At 40.0% G+C, this 24,580-nt stretch carries 25 protein-coding genes, 1 pseudogene and 1 riboswitch; of the genes and pseudogenes, 12 read left to right on the forward strand and 14 right to left on the reverse strand.

Annotated elements, in window-relative coordinates; all coding sequences use genetic code 11:
- The first annotated feature begins 78 nt into the window (after window positions 1-78).
- Together MMU05_RS15310 and MMU05_RS15315 are read left to right on the forward strand one after the other, a co-directional pair.
- Window positions 79-1,143: a fatty acid desaturase family protein gene (locus MMU05_RS15310; RefSeq protein WP_241142554.1), complete on the forward strand. Its 1,065-nt coding sequence runs from the start codon at window positions 79-81 to the stop codon at window positions 1,141-1,143.
- Window positions 1,144-1,295: 152 nt separating this feature from the next.
- Window positions 1,296-1,392: riboswitch (TPP riboswitch) on the forward strand.
- A gap of 178 nt (window positions 1,393-1,570) precedes the next feature.
- Window positions 1,571-3,964: a TonB-dependent receptor gene (locus MMU05_RS15315; protein ID WP_241142555.1), complete on the forward strand. Its 2,394-nt coding sequence runs from the start codon at window positions 1,571-1,573 to the stop codon at window positions 3,962-3,964.
- On the opposite strand, the gene MMU05_RS15320 is transcribed toward MMU05_RS15315, so the two are convergent.
- The 6 genes from MMU05_RS15320 to MMU05_RS15345 all read right to left on the reverse strand — a co-directional run bounded on the left by MMU05_RS15320 (window position 3,961) and on the right by MMU05_RS15345 (window position 8,003).
- Window positions 3,961-4,785 (reverse strand): hypothetical protein, encoded by an 825-nt coding sequence (locus MMU05_RS15320; protein WP_241142556.1) that lies wholly within the window; start codon window positions 4,783-4,785, stop codon window positions 3,961-3,963. The two genes, MMU05_RS15315 and MMU05_RS15320, sit on opposite strands and share 4 nt — an antisense overlap.
- 230 nt (window positions 4,786-5,015) lie before the next feature.
- A complete protein-coding gene (locus MMU05_RS15325) occupies window positions 5,016-5,618 on the reverse strand; it encodes a hypothetical protein (protein WP_241142557.1) in 603 nt (200 codons plus the stop codon).
- 123 nt (window positions 5,619-5,741) lie between these two features.
- Complete coding sequence (locus MMU05_RS15330) at window positions 5,742-6,500, reverse strand: SDR family NAD(P)-dependent oxidoreductase (RefSeq protein WP_241142558.1); 759 nt, start codon at window positions 6,498-6,500, stop codon at window positions 5,742-5,744.
- Between the two features lie 12 nt (window positions 6,501-6,512).
- Window positions 6,513-6,971 carry an RES family NAD+ phosphorylase gene (locus tag MMU05_RS15335; protein WP_241142559.1) on the reverse strand — a complete coding sequence of 153 codons (459 nt, stop codon included), beginning with the start codon at window positions 6,969-6,971 and terminating at the stop codon, window positions 6,513-6,515.
- 8 nt (window positions 6,972-6,979) lie between these two features.
- Window positions 6,980-7,450: an antitoxin Xre/MbcA/ParS toxin-binding domain-containing protein gene (locus MMU05_RS15340; RefSeq protein ID WP_241142560.1), complete on the reverse strand. Its 471-nt coding sequence runs from the start codon at window positions 7,448-7,450 to the stop codon at window positions 6,980-6,982.
- Window positions 7,451-7,529: 79 nt separating this feature from the next.
- On the reverse strand, window positions 7,530-8,003 hold the full coding sequence (locus MMU05_RS15345; RefSeq protein ID WP_241125420.1) for a GNAT family N-acetyltransferase: 474 nt from the start codon (window positions 8,001-8,003) through the stop codon (window positions 7,530-7,532).
- Between the two features lie 112 nt (window positions 8,004-8,115).
- On the opposite strand from MMU05_RS15345, the gene MMU05_RS15350 reads away from it, so the two are divergent.
- A complete protein-coding gene (locus MMU05_RS15350) occupies window positions 8,116-8,886 on the forward strand; it encodes a type III pantothenate kinase (RefSeq protein ID WP_241142561.1) in 771 nt (256 codons plus the stop codon).
- On the opposite strand, the gene MMU05_RS15355 is transcribed toward MMU05_RS15350, so the two are convergent.
- Window positions 8,880-9,554 (reverse strand): peptidoglycan DD-metalloendopeptidase family protein, encoded by a 675-nt coding sequence (locus MMU05_RS15355; protein ID WP_241142562.1) that lies wholly within the window; start codon window positions 9,552-9,554, stop codon window positions 8,880-8,882. The two genes, MMU05_RS15350 and MMU05_RS15355, sit on opposite strands and share 7 nt — an antisense overlap.
- Window positions 9,555-9,619: 65 nt before the next feature.
- Here MMU05_RS15355 and MMU05_RS15360 point away from each other — a divergent pair, with 65 nt between their 5' ends.
- Window positions 9,620-10,576 (forward strand): threonine ammonia-lyase, encoded by a 957-nt coding sequence (locus tag MMU05_RS15360; RefSeq protein ID WP_241142615.1) that lies wholly within the window; start codon window positions 9,620-9,622, stop codon window positions 10,574-10,576.
- 25 nt (window positions 10,577-10,601) lie between these two features.
- On the opposite strand, the gene MMU05_RS15365 is transcribed toward MMU05_RS15360, so the two are convergent.
- Entirely contained in the window at window positions 10,602-10,853 is a 252-nt protein-coding gene (locus tag MMU05_RS15365) for a DUF2442 domain-containing protein (RefSeq protein WP_241142563.1), read from the reverse strand.
- A 7-nt stretch (window positions 10,854-10,860) separates the two neighbouring features.
- Window positions 10,861-11,121 carry a DUF4160 domain-containing protein gene (locus MMU05_RS15370; RefSeq protein WP_241142564.1) on the reverse strand — a complete coding sequence of 87 codons (261 nt, stop codon included), beginning with the start codon at window positions 11,119-11,121 and terminating at the stop codon, window positions 10,861-10,863.
- Window positions 11,122-11,206: 85 nt separating this feature from the next.
- On the opposite strand from MMU05_RS15370, the pseudogene MMU05_RS23160 reads away from it, so the two are divergent.
- A pseudogene (locus tag MMU05_RS23160) lies at window positions 11,207-11,338 on the forward strand (threonine/serine dehydratase); the annotation flags it as partial.
- A 40-nt stretch (window positions 11,339-11,378) separates the two neighbouring features.
- On the opposite strand, the gene MMU05_RS15375 reads toward MMU05_RS23160, so the two are convergent.
- Both MMU05_RS15375 and MMU05_RS15380 read right to left on the reverse strand, forming a co-directional pair.
- On the reverse strand, window positions 11,379-12,176 hold the full coding sequence (locus MMU05_RS15375) for a DUF3050 domain-containing protein (RefSeq protein ID WP_241142565.1): 798 nt from the start codon (window positions 12,174-12,176) through the stop codon (window positions 11,379-11,381).
- Window positions 12,177-12,405: 229 nt separating this feature from the next.
- Window positions 12,406-12,918 carry an FKBP-type peptidyl-prolyl cis-trans isomerase gene (locus tag MMU05_RS15380; RefSeq protein WP_241142566.1) on the reverse strand — a complete coding sequence of 171 codons (513 nt, stop codon included), beginning with the start codon at window positions 12,916-12,918 and terminating at the stop codon, window positions 12,406-12,408.
- A 119-nt stretch (window positions 12,919-13,037) separates the two neighbouring features.
- Between MMU05_RS15380 and MMU05_RS15385 the strand changes: the two genes are divergently transcribed.
- Together MMU05_RS15385 and uvrA are read left to right on the forward strand one after the other, a co-directional pair.
- Entirely contained in the window at window positions 13,038-13,622 is a 585-nt protein-coding gene (locus MMU05_RS15385) for a YqaA family protein (RefSeq protein WP_241142567.1), read from the forward strand.
- A 50-nt stretch (window positions 13,623-13,672) separates the two neighbouring features.
- Window positions 13,673-16,489 carry an excinuclease ABC subunit UvrA gene (uvrA, locus tag MMU05_RS15390; RefSeq protein WP_241142568.1) on the forward strand — a complete coding sequence of 939 codons (2,817 nt, stop codon included), beginning with the start codon at window positions 13,673-13,675 and terminating at the stop codon, window positions 16,487-16,489.
- 112 nt (window positions 16,490-16,601) lie between these two features.
- Here uvrA and MMU05_RS15395 read toward each other — a convergent pair whose 3' ends face one another.
- A complete protein-coding gene (locus MMU05_RS15395) occupies window positions 16,602-17,024 on the reverse strand; it encodes a VOC family protein (RefSeq protein WP_241142569.1) in 423 nt (140 codons plus the stop codon).
- Between the two features lie 64 nt (window positions 17,025-17,088).
- Here MMU05_RS15395 and MMU05_RS15400 point away from each other — a divergent pair, with 64 nt between their 5' ends.
- From MMU05_RS15400 to MMU05_RS15415, 4 genes are all read left to right on the forward strand, one after another.
- Window positions 17,089-17,997, forward strand: coding sequence for a patatin-like phospholipase family protein (locus MMU05_RS15400; protein WP_241142570.1), 909 nt, complete (start codon window positions 17,089-17,091; stop codon window positions 17,995-17,997).
- A complete protein-coding gene (locus MMU05_RS15405) occupies window positions 17,987-18,604 on the forward strand; it encodes a methyltransferase domain-containing protein (RefSeq protein WP_241142571.1) in 618 nt (205 codons plus the stop codon). The genes MMU05_RS15400 and MMU05_RS15405 overlap by 11 nt, the downstream gene beginning before the upstream one ends.
- A gap of 113 nt (window positions 18,605-18,717) precedes the next feature.
- The gene (locus MMU05_RS15410) at window positions 18,718-19,188 is read left to right on the forward strand and encodes a hypothetical protein (RefSeq protein ID WP_241142572.1); all 471 of its coding nucleotides are present in this window, start codon (window positions 18,718-18,720) and stop codon (window positions 19,186-19,188) included.
- A gap of 6 nt (window positions 19,189-19,194) precedes the next feature.
- Window positions 19,195-19,521: a hypothetical protein gene (locus tag MMU05_RS15415; RefSeq protein WP_241142573.1), complete on the forward strand. Its 327-nt coding sequence runs from the start codon at window positions 19,195-19,197 to the stop codon at window positions 19,519-19,521.
- A gap of 467 nt (window positions 19,522-19,988) precedes the next feature.
- Here MMU05_RS15415 and MMU05_RS15420 read toward each other — a convergent pair whose 3' ends face one another.
- Together MMU05_RS15420 and MMU05_RS15425 are read right to left on the reverse strand one after the other, a co-directional pair.
- Window positions 19,989-20,285: a hypothetical protein gene (locus MMU05_RS15420; RefSeq protein WP_241142574.1), complete on the reverse strand. Its 297-nt coding sequence runs from the start codon at window positions 20,283-20,285 to the stop codon at window positions 19,989-19,991.
- Window positions 20,286-20,303: 18 nt separating this feature from the next.
- The gene (locus MMU05_RS15425; protein WP_241142575.1) at window positions 20,304-20,558 is read right to left on the reverse strand and encodes a hypothetical protein; all 255 of its coding nucleotides are present in this window, start codon (window positions 20,556-20,558) and stop codon (window positions 20,304-20,306) included.
- A gap of 523 nt (window positions 20,559-21,081) precedes the next feature.
- Between MMU05_RS15425 and MMU05_RS15430 the strand changes: the two genes are divergently transcribed.
- Complete coding sequence (locus MMU05_RS15430) at window positions 21,082-24,570, forward strand: FHIPEP family type III secretion protein (protein ID WP_241142576.1); 3,489 nt, start codon at window positions 21,082-21,084, stop codon at window positions 24,568-24,570.
- Window positions 24,571-24,580: the final 10 nt, after the last annotated feature.

Below are 24,580 nucleotides of genomic sequence, written 5' to 3' on the forward strand. Positions count from 1 at the left end.
AAGCTACATTTGCAATTAACTTGCAGACTGCCACCCACTTCGTCAAAAAATTAAATACAATACATACAAAAAATCAATATGCGTCCTCCCCGATTTAGTACAGCGACTTCTTTTCATACTGATCTGAAGTCCCGAATCAAAAATTACTTTACAGAAAAAAATTTAGAACCAACCGGAAACGGTTCACTCTACTTCAAAGCCATTTTGTTTGTGGTATTGTTTGTAGCAGTTTATGTCCATCTTGTTTTCTTTACCCCATTTTGGGCCATTGCACTTCTCGAAGCAATCTTGCTTGGAGGTTTGGCTTCAGCAATTGGCTTCAATGTAATGCATGATGGCGCACATGGAAGCTTCAGCCAAAAGTCATGGGTAAATGATCTTGCAGGAGTTACCATCAATTTTCTTGGAGCCAATGTTTTCATGTGGAAAACCAAACATAACGTTGCCCACCACTCTTTCACCAATGTGGCGGACCATGATGACGATATGAATGCAAGACCCTTCCTGAGATTGAACCCAACTCAAAAGCACTTTAAAATCCATAAATACCAGCACAAATATTTCCTATTTGTGTATGGGTTGTTATACCTGTATTGGGTGTTTGTCACGGATTATAAAAAATATGTTCAGAAAAGAGTTGGTTCAGTTCCCATTCAAAAGATGACATTCAATGACCATGTTTCATTTTGGGGTTTCAAGGTGACAAATCTTTTGCTATTTGTTGCCTTGCCTATATACACAGTGGGCTTCATGCCTTGGTTGGTTGGATTCCTTGTGTTTGGCGTTTCTACAGGTGTTTTCCTGAGTGTTGTATTCCAATTGGCGCATTCATTGGAAGAAACTGAATTTCCATTGCCGACCGAAGCAAATAAACTTGAAGATGAGTGGGCTGTCCATCAGTTGAGGACCACGGCCAACTTTGCTACGGATAACAAAATCCTTTCTTGGTTTGTTGGTGGATTGAATTTTCAGGTGGAACACCACCTGTTCCCAAACATCTCACACGTACACTATCCTGCCATCAGTAAAATCATCAAGGAAACTTGCCGGGAATACAATATACCTTACCTCGAGCATCCAAAAATGAGATTGGCTTTCGCCTCCCATGTGAATCATTTGAAACATCTTGGAAATAGCTATTAAAAATTTAAAGCTTTCCTTTTGAAAAAAAGAAATCAGGCCATGGACTAAATCCATGGCTTTTTTCATTTCAGGAAATGGTAAGGAAGCAAAAACCCAAAAGATTCCTTCCGGCTTTTTTTTTGCATCTGATACATTTCCGATTACATTTGCGTAAAGATCATTAGGGGTGCCTTAACAAATCGGGCTGAGATCATACCCACAATACCTGATCCGGGTAGTGCCGGCGAAGGGAAATGAGTAACTCAAATTAATTTATTGACTATAGGGGACCAAAGTCCGGAAAAGGTTAATTCCTTTCCAACCATGCATGCAATACACTATGTCAATTTTTTGATTTGGGTAAAAGGGTAAACACAAAACAGAAAATCTCCCCTGGTTTTCTGATGTTTAACCAAATGTTGCTCAGGCAATATGTATTAAATTAACCATGAAAAAATCAGTTTTTATGCTGGCCATTTGGCTGGTATCCTTTTCTGCTTACGCGCAGTCAAGCCTCCGCGGTGTAGTCAAAAGCACTTCAGGAGAAGGATTATTGGGGGCCAATGTGGTCCTCTTGGGAACAGGAAGAGGATCCAATTCCGACCTCAACGGAAATTTTGAAATCAGGAATATTCCTGATGGAAAATATACGCTGAGAATTTCCTACCTAGGTTTTGAATCATTTTCACAGGAAATCCAACTACCAAATCCTACAGAACTCCAGGTAGTCCTTTCACCAAGTAGCTTGCTCACTGAGGAGTTTATCGTGTATGCAACCCGTGCATCAGATAGGACCCCCACCACTTTCAAAATGGTGGATAGAAGCGATATAGCAAAACTCAATTTGGGTCAGGATATTCCTGTTTTGCTAAACTTCACTCCTTCGGTAGTCAGCTTTTCGGATGCAGGAGCTGGAGTAGGGTATACCGGATTGAGGATCAGAGGCTCAGACCAGACCAGGATCAACGTCACCATCAACGGGATCCCTTTGAATGACGCCGAATCCCATGGTGTATTTTGGGTCAACAAACCGGATTTTGCCTCGTCTGTAGAGAATATCCAGATCCAACGCGGTGTCGGAACATCCACCAACGGAGCGGCTACTTTTGGAGCAAGTATGAATATCCAAACAGACAGCCATGAGAAAGAAGCTTACGGGGAAGTTGACAATTCCTTCGGTTCATTCAATACCCGGAGGCATATGGTCAAAGTCGGAAGTGGTTTGATCAATAACCGATGGGGATTTGATGCAAGGCTGTCTCAGATAAGTTCTGACGGGTTTATCGACAGGGCGTTTTCTGATTTGAAATCCTACTTTCTTTCAGGCGGATATTATGGAGAAAACCATGTTGTCAAGCTGAACATCATTTCAGGCAAAGAGCAAACCTACCAATCTTGGGAGGGTGTTCCAGAATCCCTGCTCCAGACCAACCGGACTTTCAATCCCTACACCTATGACAACCAAACTGACAACTATCAACAGGATCATTACCAGCTGATTTACACAGGTAATTTGGGGAGCAATTGGAAAGCAAATGCCGGACTCCACTATACTTATGGCAGAGGCTATTATGAGCAATTTAGAGAAAATGACCGCTTGTCCCGCTATGGATTGGATCCAATTGTGATTGGAGGCGAAACGATCACTAGAACAGATATCATCCGAAGAAGGTGGTTGGACAATGACTTCTTTGGTGGAGTCTTTTCCTTCAATTATGTCACCGATGATGATAAATGGAATGTGATTTTCGGAGGTGGTGCCAACCGGTATGACGGAGACCATTTCGGTGAGATCATATGGATGGGAACTGCAGGACCCACGCAGATTCGAGACAGGTACTATGACAATACCGCTGTCAAAGACGATGTCAACCTCTATGCAAAAGCTACCTTGGAAGCTTCGAAGGGCCTGTTTCTTTTTGCAGACATGCAATTCCGGGGAATAGATTACTCTTTTGTCGGCGTCAATGATGACAGGAGGGATATTGAGGGAAACTATCAGTTCAGGTTTTTCAATCCCAAATTAGGCTTGTCCTATGAAACCGGAAACGGTGAAACCTGGTATGCCTCCTATGCTGTTGCCAACCGCGAACCTGTAAGAAATGACTTTACTGACAGTCAGGTGGATAGAGCTCCCAAACCTGAAAACCTCCAAAACATAGAAGCCGGTATCCGTACCCAAAAAGGAAACCTGAGCTATAATGCCAATTTCTTTTACATGAGATACAAAGACCAATTGGTATTGACTGGGCAACTCAATGATGTCGGTGCCTATATCCGTGAAAATGTAGCCAATTCTTTCCGCACAGGAATTGAGTTGGATGCTGCCTACAGATTATCGCCAAAGTGGACTATCGCCGGCAACCTGACTTTGAGTAGAAATAAAATTCAGGAATTCACAAAATATATCGACGATTATTCTGTGGAGGATTTCAGACAGGAAGTGATTGTCCACACCAATACAGACATTGCTTTTTCTCCCAATATCATCAGTGGAGCCATCATAGATTTCAGGCCTTTCAAAAACTTTGAAATAAGTCTGCTAAACAAATATGTGGGGAATCAATTTTTGGATAATACCCAAAATGAAAGCAGAATGCTTAATTCCTTCATGACCAATGACCTCAGGTTCAATTATTCTTTGAGACCGAGATTTGTCAAAAACCTTGAATTTACGCTTTTGGTGAACAATATCTTTAACCGGATGTATGAACCAAACGGCTATACATTCAGCTATTTCCTGCCACTTGAAGGAACAACAGGAAGGGAATTGGTTACTGAAAATTTCTTCTATCCCCAAGCCGGCACCAATTTTCTTGCAGGGGTAAAAGTGAGGTTTTAATCAACAGTTTCCCCGTGGATATTTAATTGATATTCGTGCATTAATGCCGCAAAACTTGACCCTATGACAAAATTCGTTGTAGGGTCATTTTTTTTGGAAAACCAAGCCACAAACTTAAAGGGGCCAACTTGGACTGCGCCGACAGGACTCCTGTTTTCAATGAATTCAAAACCTTTTAGCCATATTTGCGACCCCACCATCAAATCGATAGCACTCTTTTTTCCAGGATTCTGATAATGATAAACAGGATAGATATCAATTTTCCTTTGTCCATCCGTCAGCCAACCTACAAGTGCGGTTTGGCCTCCATGCCGGCTTCCAAATTTCTCACTCACTGCAAAATTCCAAGTAGAATCTGCCACGTTTGTTTCGATGATTCCAAACAAGTTGTCCGAATTTTCCAAAATTTCTTGATACCCCCCAATGGTCAGAGTGGAGTTTTTACCATAAAAAGTGAGCCCTGATTTATTGATCCCCTCATAATTCATATTTCTGTTTAAATAGACAATAGCAGTATCTCCATTGTCAGAAACAAATTCAAAGGATAATTTCTTTTCTGAAGAGGCGGTTTCGTAAGCGCTGAACAGACCCGAACTGGATTTACCTTTAATCCATCCTCCTTTGGCGCTTGTTACGCGATAAGAATTGAAATGATATTTTACTATTCTACCTCCTCCCTTGGTAACTACATCAAATTTTTCACCGTTTTGATGAAGTTCTTCCGACACTGCCATCAATTTTTGGCCAGATGCTAGCAAGGATTCAAAAAGCAAAAGAGCGATAGTAAAACATGTCAGGAATAATTTGAATGATAATTTCATGGCTTGGGGGATTTGAGGAAAAGAACGTTTTAACTTCTGGGGCATCGTTAAAATAAAAATTTATAGCCTTTTAACCAGTCAATAAATTTAGCCAAAAGAGACTTTTTATATTCTTGATTTGGACCAAAATATTGGCATCTATTAAGATGATTGAAAGTTATTTTTGGCAAAAAATACTAATGACTGGTTTTTCCCTCAGCAAAAATGTCATTTCAATGTTTTTAAGGACTTTAGTCCTTGCTGGAAAAATTGATCAACTTCTGATAATCTTCGATGGTTACCATCACCGCGTTTCTCTCCTTTTCATCCTCCCATAAAGGAATCCAGCTCTCTTTTTCCAAAATTTCAAAAATGGCGTCGTCAAGAAGTAAAGGAGTAATCTTCTGTGCAAATTCAAAATGGGCAAATTTATCGCCTCCCTCAAAGGTAATTTCCCCTTCCTGATTTTTTTCAGGAATTGACCATTTCAAATGAATTGGAAGTTCTTCAAAATTGGGCTCCAAAAAAATGTAAGCTTCATCGCTGAGTTGATTGATAATGATTGAAAATGTTAGCGTTGGCCCGTTTGGATCTTTTGACCGCTTTCCATGTCGGTATACAGTCATTTTTGCATCTCTCCTGATTTCGATATCATAATAAGCCGACCGTACATTCTTGAAATATATCCTTTCTGCATCGGTCATTCTCATTGGACTCGGCTCTTTGCCTGAGTTGTTGGCTCTTTTCTCATTGAAAAAGGACATGACCAAAACAAAAACCAAAGACCCCATTCCGAAGATTTTCAATAATCGAATCAGTTCTGGAGAAAGGGTATCTTTGCTATTTTTTGCCAATAGAATTTTTTTTGAAGTATAGAGAAAATGGTGTCTCAAATTCAGGCATTTGATCGCCCTGAATAACGCGATGGATTCTAATATTATATCAATTTATTTCCATCTATATCTACCATATATCCTTTAATGTACATAAGAACCGGCATTGATATCAATCGTACACCCTGTGGCATGGTCCGCAAGACCTGAACATAATAAAGTCACCATCGGGGCAATATCCTTTGGTTCAGTAAGTTGGTTGAGCGCAATATCATTTAATGCATATTCTTCCCCGTATTGGTCCATAAAATCCTGTGCCATGTCAGTCCTTGTAAATCCCGGAGCGATGAGGAAGGCTTTGATGCCCTCTTTTCCATAATACCTGGCAATCGATCTGGTATAACTCACGATTGCAGCCTTGGAAGCGGCGTAAGCTAGGTAATCAGGAGTATCTCCTCTAAATGCCGCACGGGATGAAATGTTTACGATTCTGCCGTTTTTATTTTGACGGGCATGCTCGATAAACTCTTTGCTGATAATGGCCAAAGCGTGGATATTGACATCCATGGTCTTATGCCAGACGTCCATCCATTCTGTGGTAGAAGCATCGTCGGGAATTCCGATGGCAATTCCGGCATTGTTCACCACAGCATCGATTTTCCCATAAGTTTTGATAAGTTTGGGAATCCACCCTTTGACAGATTCTAGTTCAGATAAGTCACAGGGTACAAGGTGGGAAGGGTTTGGTAAAGAATCTTGAAGTTTTTTTGCTTCAGTGATATTCTTGTTGAAATGAAGCAAAACCTCAGCTCCTGATTTTGAAAGTTGGGAGGCAATGGCAGCGCCTATACCACGGGAAGCTCCTGTAACAAGGATTCGATGGTTACTTAGGTCTATGTTCATAAGGATTAAATTCTAATAATTGATTTCAAAATTTACGGTTTCCTGAGATACCAATTTGACGGTTTGTGTAAAATCAGGATGCAAAGGATTGATCAGAAGGTTATGTTCATTGGGAAAAGAACTTGCAGGAATTCTTCCAGAAGGTATCTGTAATGCTACAGAGGCCACCTGCCTCGCCCAAAAATTTCCCAATTGCTGTGTGCTGACCGGATGTGGACGCCTTCTCCAATCTGAAGGCCAGTCGGAAGGTTCTAAATAGGGGATTTCCCCTGAGATATCCATGGTAACCAAAGACCATGAGGCTCGGCTTACAGTCGGACCTTTGATGCTGAGCAATTCCAAAAAGTTAAGGGAAATTTGGTTGCAGGCATAAATCAAAGGCGTGCCATAAGGATTCCATCTACCTGCCCCCAATCCAAAGCCCAAGGGGCTTCTTCCGGGCAGATTTTCTATAAGTCGGTAGTATTTCAAAATGGAGATTACATAAAATTACCCCAAGACAAAGCTTCTAAAGCCTCCTCTACCAATTCCAAACCATAAGGATCCCGCATCAAATCAGCAGGAATTTTGTCCCCTAAAGAAACATTGGAAGTGTGGAGCCATTCAGAAAACAACGCCTCAGATCCAAAAATCCGGACTCCCTTAAATACGATCTTATCCATGTCCATGATACTTTTGGTAAGCATTCGGGTCAATGTCTTGTCTTCTTTTTTCCAACGGGATAGTGTACTTGGATCCACTTCCATTAGCTCTGACACATCATGCTGACTGTAACCCAAATAGTCAAATAATGGCTTGGTATCTGCAAAAGACATCGAGACCTCCAAATAAGCACTCGGCTCGGCTACCCTATCACTCGGAGCTTTGAAAAAGTATTGGGAAGCAAATAAATCAGGCACATCGGATGTATCCCGATAACCTGAGAGTGTATAAGTGTAACTGATGGTCATAGCTGATCCATTGATATCCTCTTCAAAGATAATAAGATTTTCTTATTTGCAATAAAATTATATTGCATTTACAATAAATTTACAGAATTTTCTTAATATCTTCTGATTGTAAGTTACAGTTGATCCATCCGCTGTCAAGTTCTGCACCATATTTCTGGTAAAAGTTGATCGCAGGGGTATTCCAATCCAAAACCTGCCACATCATGCCGGTACAATTGGCTTCGATGCATTTCAGCATCGTACGGTCAAATAGCAATTTGCCTGCACCATGACCTCTTTCGGTCTCTGTGACCACGATATCTTCCAAGTAAAGCCGCTTTCCTTTCCAGGTACTGTAGCGGTAATAAAATATAGAAATGCCAATGATTTCACCTGTGGAATTCTTTTCTGCAACAAAAAGTCCATATATTGGATTTGGTCCAAATCCGTCTTCTTGCATCATTTCCAATGTATTGGTTACTTGCTCAGGTGCTTTTTCGTAAAGCGCAAGTTCTTTGACCAGTTCCAAAACCCTTGGCAGGTCTTCTATTTTTCCTTCTCTGATGGTATACATGATGGAAAATTACCAAAAAACACAAAGGCAAAAAATCAATTTATATATTTGGATATATGGCGCTTTGGTAAGTTGCCACATATGAACTGGAATACCTAACCCTAATAGAAGCATGTTTTTAGCGATAGATGCCGGCAATACCAACATTACCTTTGGTTTTTTTGATGAAGATTTAAAAAAATGGATCCATGAGTTCCGGATCAATACCCTGAAAGAACTTACCGTACTTCATATTGAACGAGAAATCCACCTGTTTTTTTTAGAAAACGGTATCAAAACTGATAAAATCACGGCCATTGGGATTTCATCTGTTGTGCCTGAGATCAACCCCATTTTACAACAATTCTGCCAAGAATACCTTGAAAAAAAATGTTATCTCATTCATGGAAAAAGCTACCAAAAACTAGCGGTCAGCACCTCGCGTCCAAATGAAATCGGTACCGACCTGATGTGTAACGTGACAGCGGCTTATGAAAAATTCAAGTCAGCGACCATTATTGTTGATTTTGGGACTGCATTGACTTTTACGGCAGTTGGAAATGATGGTAAGGTGCTCGGCGTAAATATTGTTCCGGGATTGAAAACAGCAATTAAATCCTTGTTTGCCAATACCTCGAAATTACCCGAAGTGGAATTAAAACTACCCCAATCCGCTTTGGGTAAAAACACCATCCATTCCATTCAGGCAGGAGTCCTTTATGGCTATTCAGGTCTTGTAAAAGGAATGTTGGAAACCATTCAAAATGAATTGGGCTATTCCTGTCACATCATTGCCACAGGAGGACTCTCTTCCATTATTCCTACCTTAGAAGGTTCATTTGAGGTTATCGACCGCAACCTTACCTTAGAAGGGATCCGCCTCATCACTTTGGCAAATCAATGACCAATTAGGATCGCAGGATCAGGACAGATTGTTTTGAATTTGTCAATATCCCGGTGTGAACATACTCCCGGAAAATCACCCCAATTTCCTAACAAATCCCACATCAATTGAAAATGCAAGTGCGGGGGCCAATCGCCGTTTTCGGGATAAGGACCCAGATGACAAAATTCTTCTCCTTTGGAAATCGCTTGACCAATTTTTAGATGTACCAAATCTGTTTTGGCCAAGTGACCATATAAACTGAAAAATACTGTCCCTTTAATTTCATGCTGTAAAATGATGGTCGGGCCATAATTACCAAATCCGGCATTGTCCTGAAAACTATGTACCACAGCATCCAAAGGCGCAAATACCGGGGTTCCTGCCTCCGCCCAGATATCCACGCCCATGTGGATATCCCGGAAATCTGATTCTTGCGTTGCGAAAACAGCACTTCTGCTGTAAATGACACGATGTTCGAAATATCCACCATGGCCAAACCTTTTCCCGGCCTTTTCCAGCAATCCAAAAACATAGCGGTTAAAAGTTTCTGTATTGGAAATATCGACACTTGGTAAGTCTAGATTAGTTGGAGAAAAGTCCATTTTGATGGAATTGGAAGCATCCAACCATTTTCCCATTACTGGAGAAATAGCAACATCCAAAAGTAAGTTTTCTAAAGAAGGCATGGCTTTCATTTTGCTGCAAGATAAAAATTTTGTCAGTTTTAAGACCTTCGCTTATCTTTATTTCCATGAATGACATTACTGTATTTCCCACCATAGATGATATCATGGCTGCGCATCAAAGAATCCAGCCATTTATCCACCGTACACCTATCCTGACATCTGAAGCCATCAACCAAATCGCAGGTTGTGAGATTTATTTCAAATGTGAGAACTTCCAAAAAGTAGGCGCTTTCAAAGCCCGCGGTGCGGCCAATGCAGTAATGAAACTGACTGAGGAGCAAAAGGTAAATGGCGTTGCCACCCACTCCAGCGGTAATCATGCCGCAGCTTTGGCAAGGGCTGCGTCTGTGGCAGGGATCAAGTCCTACATTGTCATGCCTTCCAATGCGCCCGAGATCAAGAAAAAAGCTGTAGCAGGTTATGGTGGAGAAATCATAGAATGCGAACCCACATTGATTGCAAGAGAAACCACCCTGAAGGAAGTAGTGACAAGAACAGGAGCGGTTTTTATACCTCCTTATGACTATTTGGATGTGATAGAAGGACAAGCGACATGTGCACTAGAAATGTGGGAAGAAGGGATTCCTTTTGATACAGTGATGGCACCGGTAGGCGGCGGGGGATTGCTCAGCGGAACCGCGCTGACTTCAAAGTATATTTCCCCAAAAACAAGCGTCATCGCCGGAGAACCTGAAGGTGCCGATGATGCTTCCCGCTCATTCAAAGCAAAAGAACTGATTCCGATGATCGGTCCCAAAACCATTGCCGATGGCCTACTCACTTCCCTTGGAAAGATCAATTTTGAGATCATCATGGAATATGTCGACGACATCATTACGGTCAGTGAAGCAGAAATCATCGAGGCGATGCGCCTTGTCTATGAAAGGATGAAAATCATCATTGAGCCAAGTTGTGCTGTTCCCTTGGCGGCATTACTGAAAAACAAAGAAAGGTTCAAGGGTCAAAAAGTAGGGATTATCCTTTCGGGAGGAAATGTGGATTTGGGAAAATTGCCTTTTTGAAATACGAAGAGTTGGTTAGACTTATTTATTTTGAAATGGGCTCTTCCTCAGACTGCAATTGCTTAAGGTAATTGGGGCAAAAGTCATATCCATTTTCCCAAGCCAATCCTCCGCCTTGTTCAATGAAGACGCCGGAAAATTTATCATAATCCAACAATTCGGTCGAAAATCCTTTAGTTAGAAAGGGTCGAAAATTTATGGTTTTTTCTTCTCCATCATCGAACTTAATCCAAATTCTGTAATTTTGAAGGACTTTTAAATCTCTAACTCGGTCCATAATTGTGTTAATTTAATGGTTCGATACTATCTAATTTAACAGGAACGGTTGCTTTTTCCCAATTGTTCAATAATTCTTCTTTATGTTGTGATGCCCATTCCAACACCAAGGCATGGGCTCTTTTTGGTAAATTTCCTGCAATAACATCCAATGTTTTTATATCGTATTCTGCATTCATGCCTTGGTATTCGGCATGAAAGTGGGGAGGATTATGGTCCTGGAAATACATTCTGATAACTATCCCATAGAATCTTGAAATTTCAGGCATTTTAAATTTTTTTTTCAACCTTTAATCTAGTATTTTTTATCCTGATTACTTCCTGATTTTATAATGGAACTTTAAAAAAATAGATAAAATCATCATTGAGCCAAGCTGTGCTGTTCCCTTGGCGGCATTACTGAAAAACAAACAAAGGTTCAAGGGTCAAAAAGTAGGGATTATCCTTTCGGGAGGAAATGTGGATTTGGGAAAATTGCCATTTTGATTTATCCCCTACAAAATCAAATTTTGTAGGGGAGTTTATATCAATTGGAAGCTATTTTTTGGACTGAAAGCTCTAATATTTCCTTATTTATTCCATCCCAAAGGACTTTCCTCGCCTCAAGAGCTTCCTTTGCCGCCTGTTCTGCCTCATTCCATTTTTGAGCATCATTTCCGCAGAGTTGTTCGAGCATCCTAAGCGCAAGAGGCCCGTGGTGGTCTTCATCAAGATGAATGTGCCTGTCAAAATAATATTTCAAAGTAGAAAGTTCAGAGGGTTTTGTACTGATAAGGTCATTGACCAACCTGCGGAACATGTCCGGTATCAATTCCTCTCTTCCCAAGGTAAAGGAAGCGGCTATTTCATGGGCTTTACCCATTTTCACTACCCTGTAATTTACTTCCAAAAAATGAAGAATGTGCTCAGGCAAGTCAAGTTTCCCGACAACTTTCTCCAGCTCTTGTCCCTCTCTTAGCATGGATATTAGGTCGGTAATTTTCTCAGTATTTGCTCCTGCTTCTTTCATGGACCGGAGGTATAACTCAAAATGGCTGCAATAGCCACCTTTGCCATCCTCATCACTTTCTTCTGCAAGGACAATGTCATTGATCAATCTTGCAATCAAAGGATCTGATGCAGGTATCCAAGGGAGCGATGACCCGGTAAGTTTCATTTGTAAAGCCTTCAAAAGGGTCATGAAATCCCATACGGCAAATACATGATTCTCCATAAAAACCCGAAATTCATTCAGGTTTTTTATATTTCCATAAATAGGATGCTGCAATAAAACCTCTCTGTATGGGGTTATTTCATTTAAAATTCTTTGAATATTCGGATTCATAAGTACGTTTTTAAACAAATTAAATACTCCATCATAACATGATTTTGTATTAAATCGATTTGAAAAACGCGCAAAATCTTCTTCAAATGAATTAAATAGTAAATAAAAAGACATTGGTAACCAAGGAATTTTTTAAGCTAAAATGATGACCCCTCAATATATCCATAATAAAAACTCACAATTAAGACAACTGACTACAGGTTTATCTTGACTTCATCTCATATGAAACTCAATGTTGATGTCCACCTTCGCCATGCACATGACCATGGTCGATCTCCTCTGGTGAAGCATCCCTGACGGTTACTATTTCTCCTTCAAAGTAGAGATCCAATCCCGCCAACGGTGAATTGAAATCCATATGGACTCCTTTATAATCAATTTTGGTGATTTCTCCTCTCAGCTGATTGCCTTGGTCATCTTGCATCGGGACTACTTGGCCGACACGGAGTGAACTCTTGGCTTTTTTGCCGTCTTCCTTAAAGTTAGCTTTTGGGACGATCACTTTTTTGCTTTCATCATAATCACCATATCCATGTTCGAAATCTATAAAAACCTCAAACTTATCTCCGGCTTCTTTTCCTTCAAAAACAGCTTCCAAAGCCGGAAGTACGTGACCTGTGCCAAAAAGAAAATGAAAGGCCTGCTCTTTCTTGACACTTTCAAAATGTTCCTTCCCGTTTTCCCCGTCGTCGACATGCAGCTCATAGCTGATGCTCACAACTTTGTTTTTCTCTATTTTCATGATATTGTTGGTTGACAATTTTTTTCAAATTAAGCCAAAATTGAAGAAACGAGTTCAGCAAAAAGGGGAAATCATTGGATTTCATTTCTACCTTTATTGGGTTGTGAAAACTAGAAATTATGAAGTGGATAAGATTTTCAAATGAAAAAACCGATTTTCTAGTAAAGAACATCCTGAAAGGCTTTTTCTTTTTGGCAGTATTGGTTCTGATTTTTTATCTTCTGAGAAAGGGGACAACAGAGGAGGATCGAATGCTTTGGTTTGGTTCGATATACAATAATCCCATGTTGGTATTGGCAGTCTTTGTCGGATCGGAGATAATATTCGGTATCATCCCTCCTGAGATTTTTATGCTATGGTCGATGGAAACCGGGTATTTAGGGCCCTATTTTCTAAGTATAGGCACACTTTCACTGATCTCTTATGCGGCTGGATTTCTGAATTTTACGATTGGAAAGTTCCTCAAAGGGAAAGTCTCCTGGCTAAATGGAGATAACAAATACCTGAAGAAATACCACAAAATGTTTGACCAATATGGCGGCTATCTCGTGATCGTAGCGTCCGTCACACCGATACCATTTTCCGCTGTAGCATTGCTTGCTGGTGCAGGTGGACTTGACAAGACAAAATACCTCCTCAACAGCCTTTTTAGAATCCTGAGGTATTTTGTCTATGCCTATATACTTTGGCAGATTGAGGTCTAAACTTTCCAACAAATTACCTTTTGAGCTGTTGTTTGGGTAACTTTGCATTTATGAGTGTAAGCACCGAATTTCAATCTCCTTCCATAGAAAACCTTGATCCCAAGGAATTCATCATCATCAAAAACGCTAAGGTAAATAACCTCAAAAGCCTGAGCGTCGCCATTCCGAGAAATAAACTTGTGGTAATCACCGGACTTTCCGGTTCGGGAAAATCCTCCCTGGCATTTGACACACTCTTTGCCGAAGGCCAAAGAATGTATGTCGAAAGTCTGAGCTCGTATGCCCGTCAGTTTCTCGGCAGAATGGAAAAACCGGATGTGGAATACATCAAAGGTGTCTCCCCGGCCATCGCCATCCAACAGAAAGCAAGTACTAAAAATCCCCGGTCTACAGTAGGTACGACCACTGAAATCTACGATTACCTCAAGCTATTATTCAGTAGAATAGGAAAGACAATCTCCCCTGTCAGCGGCGAAGAAGTCAAACACCAAACAGTAACTGATGTGGTGGATTTCATCAACAGATTTGAAGATGGAGAAAAAGTAATGATCTCTTGCCCGCTACAGCTGATGAATGGAAGAACGATGCTGAAGGAGTTGGAATTGCTCCTACAAAAAGGCTTCTCCCGGGTATTGGTGAATGGAGATGCATTCTTTGTAGAGGATATGGTTGCCGAAAAAAATGTTCCCAAAGGCACTTATGAAATTCTGATAGACAGGGTTTCCATCCAAAAGGAAGACGAGGACAATCAATTTAGGATCGCAGATTCGGTGCAGACGGCTTTTTATGAAGGCCATGGGGAATGTACCGTAACCTTACCCGGAAAGGAAAAGAAAACGTTCACCGATCGTTTTGAATTGGATGGAATGAGTTTTGAGCTTCCATCAGTCAATTTTTTTAGCTTCAACAATCCCTATGGAGCATGCAAAAGATGTGAAGGCTTTGGGTCTGTCCTCGGACTTGATCCGGATCTGATCATCCCTGACAAAAGTCTTTCTGTCTATGAAGGGGCAATCGCTCCTTGGAGAGGTGAGAGTTCAGGCAAATGGCTGGAACCCTTGGTAAAAAAAGGAATCTACTTTGATTTTCCCATCCACCGAGCCTATGAAGATTTGGATGAAGCGCAAAAAGAACTCATTTGGACAGGGAATTCCTACTTCCAAGGTCTCAATGACTTTTTTGCAGATTTGGAAACCAAAACACATAAAATCCAATACCGCGTCATGCTTTCCAGGTTCAGGGGCAAAACCACCTGTCCGGATTGTAGAGGGACAAGACTGAGAAAAGATGCTTCTTTTGTCAAAATCAATGGAAAGTCCATCACCGATATTGTGTTGCTCCCGATCGAGAAGGCCTTTGATTTTTTCAAAAATATTGAGTTGACGGAGGCTGAACATAAAGTTGCCAACAGATTGCTCAAAGAAATCATCAACAGGTTAGAATACATCGACAAAGTAGGGTTGGGGTATCTGACATTAAACCGTCTCACTTCCTCACTTTCAGGTGGGGAATACCAAAGAATCAAATTGGCAACATCATTGGGTTCGGCATTGGTTGGCTCGATGTATATCCTTGACGAACCGAGTATCGGCCTTCATCCTAGGGACACGGATAGGTTGATTGAGGTGTTGAAAGCCCTGAGGGATATGGGAAATACTGTGATCGTGGTGGAGCACGAGGAGAAAGTCATGAAGGCAGCGGATCAAATCATCGATATCGGACCGGATGCAGGTGTTTTGGGTGGGGAGTTGGTTTTTCAGGGAGACCTGACCGAGCTGATGATCAAGGGAAATACCTATACCGCCCGCTATTTGAAAGGCGAAGAAAAAATCCAAAATAAGGCCCAGAACCGAAAGTTCAGGGATACGATTATCGTAAAAGGTGCAAGAGAAAACAACCTCAAAAACCTGACTGTCAAATTCCCATTGAACACCCTGACCTGCGTCACGGGTGTCAGCGGATCAGGTAAATCCACCTTGATCAAAAAGGTTTTATATCCTGCTCTCGGAAAAACATTGGGAACCGTCATCGATGAAACAGGCAAGTTTGACAAATTGGATGGCAGTTATAAAAAGATTACACAGATTGAATTTGTCGACCAAAATCCCATAGGCAAATCCTCTAGATCCAATCCGGTCACTTATGTAAAAGCCTACGATGCGATCAGAACTTTGTATTCCGACCAGACTTTGGCCAAGCAAAGAGGATACAAACCGGCATTCTTTTCCTTCAATGTGGATGGCGGACGATGCGAGGCTTGTCAGGGCGAAGGAACTGTGACCGTTGAGATGCAGTTTATGGCGGACATTCATCTGACATGCGAATCCTGCAAAGGAAAACGCTTTAAAAATGAAATCCTCGATATCAAATACCATGACAAAGATATCGCCGATGTGTTGGACATGACCATCGATGAGGCTATGGAATTTTTCAAAGGAAAATCCCAAATCATCAACAAACTCCAACCCCTGCAGGAAGTTGGATTGGGATATATAGGAATGGGACAATCTTCCAATACACTTTCCGGAGGTGAAGCCCAAAGGGTCAAACTCGCTTCTTTCCTTGGAAAAGGAGGCACCAAACCCGGAGACCATGTCCTGTTTATTTTTGATGAACCAACGACCGGATTGCATTTTCACGACATCCGAAAGCTCCTCCATTCGATCAATGCCCTGATAGACCAAGGTCACTCGGTTATTATCATTGAGCACAATACCGAAGTGATCAAAGCAGCCGACTGGGTCATCGATTTGGGACCTGAGGGTGGAGAAAAAGGGGGATATGTAACTTTTGAGGGAACCCCGGAATCCTTGATGGAAACAGAAGGAAATTACACAGGCAAATACCTGAGGGAGTCATTTATGTAGAAAAAGTCCTTTAAATTCTCTAAAAACTCCGTCATTCTGAACCGAAGCTTGCGGAGGTGAAGAATCTCTTTAATCTTTGAGACTCTTCACTTTGTTCAGAGTGACGGATAGGCTATTTCGCAAATATCTGACTTTCGTCCTGAAAGGATTTGAACTCCAAAGCATTGCCACAGGGATCCAAAAAGAACATGGTGGCCTGCTCGCCTACCTCTCCTTTGAACCTGATATAAGGTTCAATCACAAATTCGATCCCGTAGTCACGCAGCTTATCTGCCAATGAATGCCATTCTTCCCAAGGTAGGATTACCCCAAAATGTCTGACAGGCACATTTTTTCCATCTACTTCATTGGCTTTGGCCATTGAAAGCTCCTCAGGCTTGATATGGGCAGAAAGCTGATGACCAAAGAAATTGAAATCTATCCATTTGTCGGTACTTCTCCCGATATCACAACCCAATAAATCTCCATAAAACTGACGTGTTTCCTCGATGTCCCTGATAGGAAATGCAAGGTGAAAAGGCTTGAATTGACCCATAATTGCTTAATTTCGTTTTTCGAAATAGAAAAGTAGCATTCATTTTTCATAATTAATTTAAACCATGAGCAAAAAAACAGTTTCATTGGTACTTTCAAGTGGTGGAGCTAGGGGAATGGCACATATCGGTGTCATAGAAGCGCTTGAAGAATCAGGATATGAGATTGTATCAATCGCAGGATGCTCAGCCGGGGCCCTGATCGGAGGCATGTATGCAAGTGGCAATCTGCCCAAATTCAAAGACTGGATCTGTAATCTGGACAAGATAGATGTGTTCTCCTTGATGGATTTTACACTTTCAAGCAAAGGGTTTATCAAAGGTGACAAAGTTTTTGCAGCGCTTAAAAAAATCATTGAAGACAGACCGATTGAGGACCTGGACATTCCTTTTGTATGCACAGCGGTCGAAATCCCCGTCGGGAAAGAGCATATTTTTCGAAAAGGAAGCATGTATTCAGCCATCCGTGCGTCTGCCTCGATTCCGACTGCTTTTACACCTGCAAAAATCCATGGCAAAGAGTACATTGACGGAAGTATCCTGAATCCCATTCCGTTGAACCTTATTCCCAAAGAGAAAATTGCTGACTTGGTTTTTGCGGTTGACCTGAACGGACCCAAAACGGCTTTTGTAGAAAACTTGAAAGAAAAGGAGAAAAAAGAAAGTGATATTTCTAAAGTTAAGCTGCCCAATTGGTTGACAGAATACCGACAAAAGTTCTCCACCTATTTTTCTTCCAATGAGAAAGAGGAAAAAATTAAAGGAATGAGTTCTTTGGATCTCCTCAATTATTCCTTTGACATGCTTCAGGATAAGCTTTCGGAGTTGGTTCTCGAAAAATATCAAGTCGATATCATCGTGGAGATTTCAAGGACTCAAGCAGGAACCTTGGAGTTTCATCGCGCTGCGGAATTGATCGAAATAGGTAAGCAAAAAGCCTTGGCTGCCATAAATAAATACGAAAATGGACATTAAATCCCTCAATCAATTATTAGGTAATATTGATATTTACCTGCTGGACCAGATTCTCAAAGGGAGATTTGACAAGGAAATGAAAATCCTTGATGCCGGTTGCGGAGAGGGGAGAAATACGGTCTATTTTCTGCATGAAGGCTACCAAATATTCGGAGCCGACAGCAATCCAATTGCCATTCAGATGGCAAGGATTTATGCACAGACCATCCAAAAAGAGTATGATGTGTACCGCTTTCAGACTTCATTGATTGAAAATATGCCTTTTCATCAGGGAGCTTTTGATGTTGTGATCAGCTCTGCAGTATTGCATTTTGCCAAAGACGAAAATCAGTTTCTTAAGATGGTGGATGAAATGATGCGGGTGCTGAAGCCCGGAGGAATCTTCTTCCTTAGGATGACCACAAGTCAGGGTAATATGAAGGAAAAATCTCCACACTTGGGAGATGGTGTTTATTTATTGCCTGATGGGTCTGAGCGGTTTCTTTTTACAGATGAATTGGAAAAACTTATTGTTTCTAAATATGGGTTAAAATACCTCGAACCGGCAAAAAGTGTCTTGGTACACTGCCAAAGGTCAATGGGTGTTTTTGTTTGGGAAAAAGGCTGACAGACTTCTTTTTTTAAATCTGTTGATTTTCATATATTTATTAGGATTCCTTATATGCTATAAACCAATCCGGTTAATGGTATGGTCATTCTGATTCATTATTTACTTATCATATGAAAATCACAACTTTCAATCGTTCATTTTTTCTCATTTACTTAGGGCTAATTATTTCTATATCGGGTTGTAAAATTACGCTGGTACCCAGTTATGATGCGCAGATCAAGGAGCAGATTGAAAGTACCTCGAAAGAAATCGATCGGTTCTACCTCACCATGATGGACAAGACTACCAATTCCGAAGGAGGCCGCTCTTATGAGCAATTTAGAGAGGGTTACATCAACATTGAGGTTGAATTGCTTTCACTTCTGAAAAAGAACAGGGTAAGACCACTCAATACCCACTCCACTCGGATCGGTGAAATCACGCTGGAGCTTTGGAGAAAATACAAACAAGAACACAAAGAAGACAATGCCATCCCAGATGGACTTATCAAATTAAATATGTTGGCAATGAGCGACCTCTTCTATGCCATGCTTATCGCTGAGAAGGGAAAGGAACTTGCTGAAAATCCACCAGCTAACTAAAAGACTATGAATTTTGATATCAATGAAGTTTTGTTTCAGATGGTCGGAGCGATCAAACAAAATGTAGGTGAAAATTGGGATGAAGTAAGAAATCCTGCCAATGTCTTTCTCCAAAACCGCAAAGAGCGGCTGGCATTATTGGCAGAACTTCTGATCAGTAAAGAAATAACCCAAGAAAGATTTGATTCCAGGATGGAGGATGAAAAACTGATTGCAGAAGCACATTTTCATGCTATAGCGGTGATTTCCAAAGCCATCGCGCAGCGCGCCGCAAATGCTGCTATTGACATTTTTCAAAAAGCAGTGAAAACAGCATTAAATGTAGCGAACTGATATTGCCTTATAAAATTGGACCTCCCTTTTTCAAAAATCTGATTTTTATTCTTTATGGCTTTAAAAGACCTTTTCTTAACTACCGAGCAACTCACCCAAATTGAAGACATGGAGTCTTCCCTGATTCGTCGCAAACAAAGGAGTTCTGTAGCAGGATACCTGACGGTGATTTTTGGGGTATTACAGGTGATTTTGCTGATTTTGGAAAAAGGTCAGGAGCTTTTTCTTTGGGGACTACAATGGAAAGATTTTCTCGATTTTTTCTCAAGTCCCTTTCAGGTAATTTTCCTTGTGCTTTTTCTTTTTTCTGCTGCGTACTTTTTTTTGGCCAGATATTCAGGAATGCTGCTTCAGGAATCCAAAGAGCCCTTTAGATATACATTTTGGATTGATGGTTTTCAATACTTTGAACCGGATCAAAAGGGTTCATCATTTTGCAAAGGTGCTGATCTTTTGAGTCTTTACCTTCACAGAGACTTGATGGAAATGCTAAATGAAAGGATCAAAAGGTTTTCGATTTTGGTGAAAGAAACCAATGCAGATGAAAAACAAAGAATAGCCTCAAAAAACAGGAAATCCTCCCATATCCATGTACATGGATCATTTGCCATAAGAGAGGATTTGGAAGGAAACTTATTGGTCCAAGTCAGCCCTATGATCAGAATTGGGGCGGAGGATAATCCCTCCACTTTGGCAAGTCCGGTCAGATACAGAATTGCAGACCGAGGAGAGACTGAACCCGACCTTAGCCCTGCTGAATACAAACAGATTTTGGAAAGGGTTTATTCAAGGGTTTCTACAGAAATATATGCCAGAATAGAAGAAGATGTTAAGGAGAAGATCAAGCTTTTCCCTACGGCTTTTCTTAAAGCCCAGGCATTGTATTTTGAGGCAGATGATTTTGCAAAGTCCAACACCATCGATGGATATGAAAAAGCCATCGGACTATTTAAACAGTCACTGGATCTGTTTGCGGCAATTGGGATTCCATCGCATTGGATTAAAAGGTTTGTGAGACTGAGGTGGAATTCCATCATCCACCATATCGATTTTAGGCATGCGTGGGCACAGGCTGTTATCGGATATTGTAAATGCAGGATTTTTAGAAACCAGCTTGCAGGCCAATCAGGAAGGAACAGAAATCCGATTTTCTCGTTGCCAGAACTCCTAGACCCAGTGATTGAAAATATCACTGAACTCTATATGAGGGATGGAAAAATCGGAGAACGAAATAAACTAAATTTTATTCTTCGCAGTCTTGAATTTGGCAATAAACCAAAAAGAAAAATCTCCATAAGATATCGAAAGCATTCCGAGGTGCTAATGGATGCTTTTCTAGTATCGGCTATGGCTTCCTATTTTCTCAGTTCATTGGAAAAAGCTAAGGCTAATCTTGAATGGATCGAGGCAATAGCTCCAAATCAAGTGACAATGAACCCAACCTTTCAGCTTGTCAAAGGCCTTTTGGAGTCGGAACCCAATATGAAGCTGATATATTTTCAAAATTCAGTGGATCTGGATCGGAATTTTCAAATGTCAAATTGGTTCTTATCAAACCAATTGGATTTTAACTTTCGCAGACAGGGCGAAATTACCATTGACAGAGCCAAACGGGTGATACAGGCATTTGAGAAGGTAATTGAAATCAATGCTGGAAATATAGCTTCATTGGGAGCTATTGCCAACTTATATTGGTTGGTTGGGGAAAATGAAAAGGCAAAAAAGACACTTACTGAAGCGATTGAAATCAAAGCTATTGCCGCACAGACTTTTATTGGAGAGCTCAACTATAAACTTGCAAGGATTGCAGCAGAAGAAGGAGATTTATTGGATTGTAGGTCGAGATATCTGGAAGCTATGTCGGCCGATCCTTCAATGGGTTCGGCGAGTTTTTCCGAATTTGGCAAGTTAATCCACGACGAAAATGAATCTATCCATTCCAATATATTATTGCGATATGAAAAATATTGGAACTCAGTATCACTTCACCTTCAAACCATACAAAATGGATCAGATTTAGATTTTAATTTGATGCCGGAAACTGAAAACGTTTTTAATTTTTCCAAAGCATTTGTTCTCAACGATCTGGCTAATGTATATCTTCGTTATTTTCATCTTTTTGGAGACCAATTAATGTTGCTCCAAGCCAAAGAGCTATATGAGGAAGCTAAAGATATCTGTCCCCAGATAGCTGTAGTTTGGACTAACCTCATCAATGTATATATCTGGATGGGAGAATGGGAAAAAACAATTCTTTGTTTTGAAAGAGCAAAACAAAGTGCACCTCATTGGGGCATTCTGGCGATCAAATCAATTCCTCATTTAATTTCAGCAGCTCTGGAAAAATTAGCAAAGGCACCAGAATTTAAAGCGAAGAAGGGTAACGATAGACAACTAACTGATTCTAAAATTATTCCCCTAAAATTTTTGATTATAGAAGGAGGAAAAAGGGAAGTGAATTTAGATAAAAGTTTAAGCTTTGGAAATCAAAGTATGAGATCCAAAAATAAAGATATTGTCATTTCCGATTTAACTCAATATGATATCTACAATAGAAAAAAAATAGGGTTAGATGAAAATAAAAGTAGAGAAAGTAACCAAAAAGAAGAGATAAATGAAAATGATAATATTGCACTGGAAGAGGCCAAATTATTATTTACAGAGGTAGAGAAGATAATTAAAAAACATACCCGGTTCTCTTCCCTTATGATAGAAGATTACGAGCAGTTTGCTGAATATTTAGTAAAATTACCTTTGGAACAATTTATTGAAGATGACTTTTTATTAATAGATTCTTTGATTTCAGTTTTATACCATTCGGAGATTGAAAGCAATCTGGATATTGTATTAGGTCTTTGCCAAAAGTATCAAAAAATTTATCCGCAAAATTTTGATTCACTAAGGTATACAAATGACATCCTTATCAAGAAAATCTTTTTTTGGTTAATGGAGCAAATAAGTTTACTCGTAAGTAAAGCTTCCCCTGATTCAGTTTTTTCTACAGATGAAATGAATAATCAGCTTTTAGCATATAAGGAAAAAAAGAACAAAAGAATTTACATTTTTAAAAATGAGATTCTGAATACATCTGTAGAATTTCACAAAATCTTATTCAAGAAAATTCGAGTAGAAGAAAAAACAAAATCTGCACCATCAATAAATTTTGAAGGGACAGAATTTGACATTAATGAAAAGGTAATTGATATTTTTTACAGTTTAAACAAGGAGTTAGCTTTCTATCCAAACTCAAATTCCCACATTTCTAAAACTATAGGAACCCTTTTTGAGAGTTTTGAAAATAATTTTAAAAAACTACAAAGTCTGATAGAATTTTGGAAAGATTCAGAAAATGGAAGTTTCTTGAGTTTATACTGGTATTTTAGTTTTGAAAAGCACAGATCTAATACTGAAATCCAACAAATTATCTCCAGAGACTCCTTTCAATCACCTGACTCAATTAGAAATAAAATAGGGAATGTGTTTTTTAGGCTAGGTATTTTTGGGGGAGGTAAAGAGTTTTTTAACCGCTCAGTAGAATTGTTTAATGAGGCCATTATTGCCAATCCGAGCGAGAAAAAGCTTGATACTTATCCAAATAAACTAAAGTATTATGCTAATTTAGGAATTGCCCAATTTTGGATTTTAGAGTGGAACAAATCCATTTTTTCCTTCCGTGAAGCTATCAAATCAGACAAAGGTCAAGCATATAAAAAAGTACTTGAAAAGGAACTAGCAATGTCAGTTAACCAAATTGGTAACCAGTATTATTCAAATTCAGAAAATGAAGATGCGATCGATAACTGGTCACATGCGATAAAAATGGACGGGTCTCAAGGTGTGTATTACCATAATTTGTCTCTGGGACTGGAAAAAAGAACCCTTAACGACTATCCCAATTCCTTGGATGAAACAATAGAAGCGCTCCAAAAATCAATTGATTTGGATAGAGACTATGAACATGTCCGGCCCAAACTCAATCAATTAAAGAGAAAACGGAAACTTCTTGATTCCATTGGGCATGAGCATCTGAAATTAAACCCAATTGTGAATCCCATTCTGGTGGAATACCATCCTTTCTTGGATCCATTGATTATGAAAAAATCAGGAATTGAATTGAAAGATGAGATTACCGAAAAATTGAAGGAACTCAGAAGCAACATTAAATCCCGCTTTGGTGTACGGATACCGGGGGTCCTCTTTAGACATAATCAATACCTTCAAACCCAAGAAACAGTTAATATAAGTATCAATGAAATCCCCTTGGTCAGAAACTTTATTTACCCTGATAGGCTTTGTTGCATCTTGAAAGAGGAGGAAATCGGCAACTATGGTGATAAAATTGAGGCATTCAATCCTTTGGAAGACGGGAAATCATTTTGGATTCCAAAAAGTGAAATTTCAGAACATGCAGATATCGATTTCCTTGATCCAATTGAATATCTTTTCCTTTATCTTGAATTCATTTTTATAAGGAATTTTGGTGAATTGATCATGATGGAAGACATCAGTATCATGTGTGAGACCAATCTTAACCCAGAAATAAAAGCAATTCTAAATTCACCGGATCAGGTTATTGGCTTGAGCAAAGTATGTAAGGCATTGCTTGTTGAACGCGTCCCAATAGTGGACTTTAAAGAAATCGCAAATTTTTTCATAAGCCAATTTGAAAACTCCTCCATAGAGGAAATCATTGAATCCCTCCGGATCCAAAATTCAATTAAAATGAAACTTCCGGGAAATGACGTATTGGAGAGTGCAAGTTGGCTGGGATCAAAGTTCGAGGAGGTGTTGAAAAATAACCTCAAATTCACAGGCAAATTTCATTACCTCTCGCTCGAACCCCAGCTTTGTCAAAATTTATTGCTGGGTTTTAGAGATGGAGTTTTGGCACAAAATCCCAAAGTCATCATCGTACCGGATCCCCGGATTAGGATTCACTTGAAAAAACTAATTGAGCTCGAATTTCCTGATTTGCATGTTTTGTCCCAAAGGGAAATAATTGGTGAATATTTACCTATACCTTCTAAAACCATAGATTATAAAGAATAGTCATTTGCCT

It is taken from the genome of Cognataquiflexum rubidum (genome assembly GCF_022538115.1).
GTDB classification, from domain to species: Bacteria; Bacteroidota; Bacteroidia; order Cytophagales; family Cyclobacteriaceae; genus Cognataquiflexum; species Cognataquiflexum rubidum.

Coding starts and splice junctions, on each gene's coding strand:
- MMU05_RS15315 (WP_241142555.1), top strand. CDS start 1,571: ATGAAAAAATCAGTTTTTATGCTGGCCATTTGGCTGGTATCCTTTTCT.
- MMU05_RS15385 (WP_241142567.1), top strand. CDS start 13,038: ATGAAGTGGATAAGATTTTCAAATGAAAAAACCGATTTTCTAGTAAAG.
- MMU05_RS15405 (WP_241142571.1), top strand. CDS start 17,987: ATGGACATTAAATCCCTCAATCAATTATTAGGTAATATTGATATTTAC.
- MMU05_RS15340 (WP_241142560.1), bottom strand. CDS start 7,450: ATGACCATCAGTTACACTTATACACTCTCAGGTTATCGGGATACATCC.
- MMU05_RS15360 (WP_241142615.1), top strand. CDS start 9,620: ATGAATGACATTACTGTATTTCCCACCATAGATGATATCATGGCTGCG.
- MMU05_RS15415 (WP_241142573.1), top strand. CDS start 19,195: ATGAATTTTGATATCAATGAAGTTTTGTTTCAGATGGTCGGAGCGATC.
- MMU05_RS15380 (WP_241142566.1), bottom strand. CDS start 12,918: ATGAAAATAGAGAAAAACAAAGTTGTGAGCATCAGCTATGAGCTGCAT.
- uvrA (WP_241142568.1), top strand. CDS start 13,673: ATGAGTGTAAGCACCGAATTTCAATCTCCTTCCATAGAAAACCTTGAT.
- MMU05_RS15425 (WP_241142575.1), bottom strand. CDS start 20,558: ATGATGGAATTCCACCTCAGTCTCACAAACCTTTTAATCCAATGCGAT.
- MMU05_RS15375 (WP_241142565.1), bottom strand. CDS start 12,176: ATGAATCCGAATATTCAAAGAATTTTAAATGAAATAACCCCATACAGA.
- MMU05_RS15370 (WP_241142564.1), bottom strand. CDS start 11,121: ATGCCTGAAATTTCAAGATTCTATGGGATAGTTATCAGAATGTATTTC.
- MMU05_RS15350 (WP_241142561.1), top strand. CDS start 8,116: ATGTTTTTAGCGATAGATGCCGGCAATACCAACATTACCTTTGGTTTT.
- MMU05_RS15365 (WP_241142563.1), bottom strand. CDS start 10,853: ATGGACCGAGTTAGAGATTTAAAAGTCCTTCAAAATTACAGAATTTGG.
- MMU05_RS15310 (WP_241142554.1), top strand. CDS start 79: ATGCGTCCTCCCCGATTTAGTACAGCGACTTCTTTTCATACTGATCTG.
- MMU05_RS15410 (WP_241142572.1), top strand. CDS start 18,718: ATGAAAATCACAACTTTCAATCGTTCATTTTTTCTCATTTACTTAGGG.
- MMU05_RS15355 (WP_241142562.1), bottom strand. CDS start 9,554: ATGCCTTCTTTAGAAAACTTACTTTTGGATGTTGCTATTTCTCCAGTA.
- MMU05_RS15330 (WP_241142558.1), bottom strand. CDS start 6,500: ATGAACATAGACCTAAGTAACCATCGAATCCTTGTTACAGGAGCTTCC.
- MMU05_RS15320 (WP_241142556.1), bottom strand. CDS start 4,785: ATGAAATTATCATTCAAATTATTCCTGACATGTTTTACTATCGCTCTT.
- MMU05_RS15400 (WP_241142570.1), top strand. CDS start 17,089: ATGAGCAAAAAAACAGTTTCATTGGTACTTTCAAGTGGTGGAGCTAGG.
- MMU05_RS15395 (WP_241142569.1), bottom strand. CDS start 17,024: ATGGGTCAATTCAAGCCTTTTCACCTTGCATTTCCTATCAGGGACATC.
- MMU05_RS15345 (WP_241125420.1), bottom strand. CDS start 8,003: ATGTATACCATCAGAGAAGGAAAAATAGAAGACCTGCCAAGGGTTTTG.